The organism is Bacillus pretiosus, from assembly GCF_051294775.1.
In the GTDB taxonomy this organism is placed as follows: domain Bacteria; phylum Bacillota; class Bacilli; order Bacillales; family Bacillaceae_G; genus Bacillus_A; species Bacillus_A wiedmannii.
Window position 1 is genome coordinate 1 of sequence record NZ_JBPPHF010000230.1, and the last position, 301, is coordinate 301.

Consider the following 301-nt stretch of genomic DNA (forward strand, 5'->3'; position numbering starts at 1 on the left):
GTCGATAACCCCTTGGACAAGAATTGTTTCGTCACTCTTTCCTTGCCAATCTTGATACGCCTCTTCTGCTGCAAGCATCATCGTAAATGGTACTTCACGCTCAACACTTTTCGCCGCTAATACCCTTTTACCTAGGTCACTGTCAAAGAATGAAATCACTTTTTCAATTGCTATTTCTTCTGCTTGTTCGAATGTTAAAAATTCTTTATTAACCATGCCATTAATTTGCTCCCGAATCACTTCTTCTGTAATCGGCTTCTTCAAATCAACATGCTGCATAACAGCGTGAACTGCCGTACCT

Annotated in this window: 1 pseudogene; it reads right to left on the reverse strand. The window is 40.5% G+C overall.

Features of this window, described 5'->3' with window-relative positions:
- A pseudogene (locus ACSG5Z_RS30655) lies at positions 1–301 on the reverse strand (PD-(D/E)XK nuclease family protein); the annotation flags it as partial.